Below are 2,830 nucleotides of genomic sequence, written 5' to 3'. Positions count from 1 at the left end.
CCGTGCGGCCGGGAGCCTGCTGGACCGGGTCTGCTGCTGGCCCCGGCGCATCTGGCGCCGGGCGGGACGCTGCTGGTGGTGCAGTCGGCGCTGAGCGGCGTGGCGGCCACGCTCGTCGCGCTGCGGGCACGCGGGGACGCGGCCGGTGGTGGCGGCGCGGCGGGCCGAGCCGTTCGGGCCGTGATGCGGCGCCGCGCCGCCCGCCTGGAGGAACGCGGCGCGGTGCGGTGCGGGCAGCGGGACGAGGAGCTGGTGGTGGTCCGCGCCGACCGGGCCGGAACACGCGGCGGGCACGACGACGGGCATGACGGCGGGTACGGCCGGGCCGCGCGGCGGCGGGCGGCGTGACCGCCGGCGGGCGGCCCGCCCCGCGCCGGGTGCGGCTGGTCCCGGGCGGCCCGGTACTGGTGGAGGGCCCCGTCGAGGTGGAACTGGAGGACGGCCGCGTGGTGGTGTCGGACCGTTTCACGGTGGCGCTGTGCGCCTGCCGCCGCAGCCGCGCGTACCCGTTCTGCGACACCAGCCACCGCCGCCGCGCCCGTCCCGCACGGCCGTCCCCGGACGCGCGGGCGATCCCGGTGAAGGCGGCGACTGACCGCCCGCGACCCGACCCGGACGGGCGTGAGGCGGGCGGGGTCAGCCGCCGAGGCTGTCGAGGGCCACGTCGAGACGCTGCGCGAGCTGCTCGATCTGCTCCTCGTTGGCGCCGGTGTCCAGCTCCGCGATCACCGCGTCGCGGGTGGTGATGACCATCGCGTCGCCCGGTTCGCCGGTCCGGGTGGGCGCCGACGGGACCACCGCCGCCCGCCCCGCCACGACGACGAGCGCGGCGTCGCGGTCGGTGGAGGCCAGCAGGTCGTGCAGGTGCGCGGAAGTGATCGTCGCCATGGGTGCCCTCCTCGGGTGACTTCGGCCTCGGTGCTGCGCGTCCCGGCGCCCGCGGCGCCGGGTCAGGGCCGCCGGCCCACGCCGGTGACGAACTCGCGGGCCCGCATCGGCCCGCCCGTCCCGGGCGCCAGCGGCGGGGTGTCGCGGCCCGCGCCGGTGCGCAGGCCCTCCAGGAACTCCAGCAGCGCCTCGCGGGACGAGTACCGCGGCGACCAGCCCAGTTCCGTGCGGGCCCGCGCGGTGTCCATGATCGGCAACTCCATCGCCAGGTCGAACAGCCCCGGCGACGCGGGCACCAGGTGCATGCCCCACGCCGCCGCGAGCGCCGCCCGCACCCCCGCGCGGCACCCGCACGACGCGGGCGCCAGCAGGTCGGCGAGCTCGGCGGCGTCGATGACCGGATCGGCGGCGATGTTGAACGGGCCGTGGACGTCGCGCACCGCGGCCAGCCGGAACGCCTCCCCGGCGTCGGCCGAATGCAGCACCTGCAGCCGCAGCCCGGGCATGTCCGGCACCACCGGGATCCGGTCCGCGCGGGCGAGGCGGCCCGGCAGCAGCGGCCCGGCGAACAGCCGCCGCTGCTCGGCCGCGGTCTGCCGCTCGAACACGAACCCGGGGCGGATCCGCACCACCCGCCGGTCCGGACGCCCCGCCTGGAACGCGTCCAGCAGCCGCTCCACATAAGCCTTCTCGCGGCTGTAGGCGGCACCGGGCCAGCCGTGCGTGGGCCACGACTCGTCCACGGCCCGGTCCTTGGGGCCCGGCGAATAGGCCCCCACCGACGACGAGTACACCAGCGCGGGCACGCCCGCCTCGGCGACCGCGTCGAACACCCGGGCGCTGCCGACCGCGTTGGCGTCCCACGTCACCGCCGGGCGGTGCGTGGGCTGGAACAGCCAGGCCAGATGGATCACCACGTCGGCGCCGCGCATCGGCGCGACCAGGTCGCTGTCGGTGACGTCCGCCTCGACCCACTCGGTCTTGCCGGTGTCCCCGGCGCCGGTGCCGGGCATGCGGCGCGCCAGCGCGGTGATCCCGGTGACGTCCGGATCGGCGGCGAGCGCCCGGACGGTGCTGGTGCCGATGTTCCCGGTGGCGCCGATCACGACGACGCGCATGCTCGTTCCCCTCCTTGGGTCGTCCCCGCAGGTGGACGCCCCATTCCCGCCTCGCCCGGAACTATGCGCCGGACGGGCGGACGCGCCGGGCCACCGGGACGGGCGGGCCACCGGGACGGGCGGCGCGGTTGGGTCAGGCGGGGCGGCAGCGGGCGCACGGGCGGTAACCCGGCGGCGTGCGCGGCGGCCAGGTTCGCGAACCCCCGCCGTGCTCCGCCGCGATACGGCGCGCGTCGCCGCACGTGGGGTAGCACACGACACCGGTGGTGCCGGACCCCACGAGCCGCACCCCGTGCCGCGCGAGATCGGCGACGGCGTCCACGTCGACGTCCTCGCCGCGCAGCAGCCGCAGCTTGGCGTCCGCACCGAACACGTACTCCCCGGCGACCCGTCGGAGCGGGTCACGCGATGGCAGGGGATCAGCAGCGGGACGGGGTTGCGGCCCAGCGCCGACCCGACCGCCCGCACCGCGCGCGGCCGTCCCGCTCCCGCGCCACCCACGCGTACGGGCGGGTCTGGCCGTGCGGGACGTCGGCGGCGGCGCGCAGCACCGCGGCCTCGAACTCGCTGAGGCCGCGCAGATCGAGGGCGACCCCGCCCGCGCGCCCGGAGCGCAGCGCCGGGACCAGCCCGGCGGGCGGACGGTCGGCGGGCAGCAGCGGCCGGCCGAACCGTTCCCGGAACGCGGCGGCGAACACGCCGTCGTCCAGTCCCGCGCGCAGGAACGCCACCCCGTGGTCGGTGAAGGCGACGTGCAGGTCCGGCAGGGGGCCGGGGACGCGGACGCGGCGGGCGCGATGCGGTCCAGGAGCCCGGCGGGCGCG

At 78.3% G+C, this 2,830-nt stretch carries 4 protein-coding genes and 1 pseudogene; 2 read left to right on the top strand and 3 right to left on the bottom strand.

What is annotated here, in order from left to right; genetic code table 11:
• Both BJF79_RS56370 and BJF79_RS67705 read left to right on the top strand, forming a co-directional pair.
• Positions 1–348 (top strand): annotated as a pseudogene (locus BJF79_RS56370) (hypothetical protein); the annotation flags it as partial.
• A complete protein-coding gene (locus BJF79_RS67705; RefSeq protein ID WP_410050189.1) occupies positions 345–746 on the top strand; it encodes a CDGSH iron-sulfur domain-containing protein in 402 nt (133 codons plus the stop codon). The pseudogene BJF79_RS56370 and the gene BJF79_RS67705, both read left to right, overlap by 4 nt.
• On the opposite strand, the gene BJF79_RS56365 is transcribed toward BJF79_RS67705, so the two are convergent.
• The 3 genes from BJF79_RS56365 to BJF79_RS63295 form a co-directional block, all read right to left on the bottom strand.
• The gene (locus BJF79_RS56365; RefSeq protein ID WP_075904134.1) at positions 637–888 is read right to left on the bottom strand and encodes a hypothetical protein; all 252 of its coding nucleotides are present in this window, start codon (positions 886–888) and stop codon (positions 637–639) included. The two genes, BJF79_RS67705 and BJF79_RS56365, sit on opposite strands and share 110 nt — an antisense overlap.
• A 62-nt stretch (positions 889–950) precedes the next feature.
• Positions 951–2,006, bottom strand: coding sequence for an NAD-dependent epimerase/dehydratase family protein (locus BJF79_RS35995; protein WP_075904132.1), 1,056 nt, complete (start codon positions 2,004–2,006; stop codon positions 951–953).
• 133 nt (positions 2,007–2,139) lie between these two features.
• Positions 2,140–2,379 (bottom strand): DUF5321 domain-containing protein, encoded by a 240-nt coding sequence (locus tag BJF79_RS63295; RefSeq protein ID WP_262403070.1) that lies wholly within the window; start codon positions 2,377–2,379, stop codon positions 2,140–2,142.
• Positions 2,380–2,830: the final 451 nt, after the last annotated feature.

The organism is Actinomadura sp. CNU-125 (assembly GCF_001942465.1).
GTDB lineage: Bacteria > Actinomycetota > Actinomycetes > Streptosporangiales > Streptosporangiaceae > Spirillospora.
The sequence above is the reverse complement of the archived record's forward strand: the minus strand, read 5'-3'. Positions and strand labels throughout refer to the sequence as shown.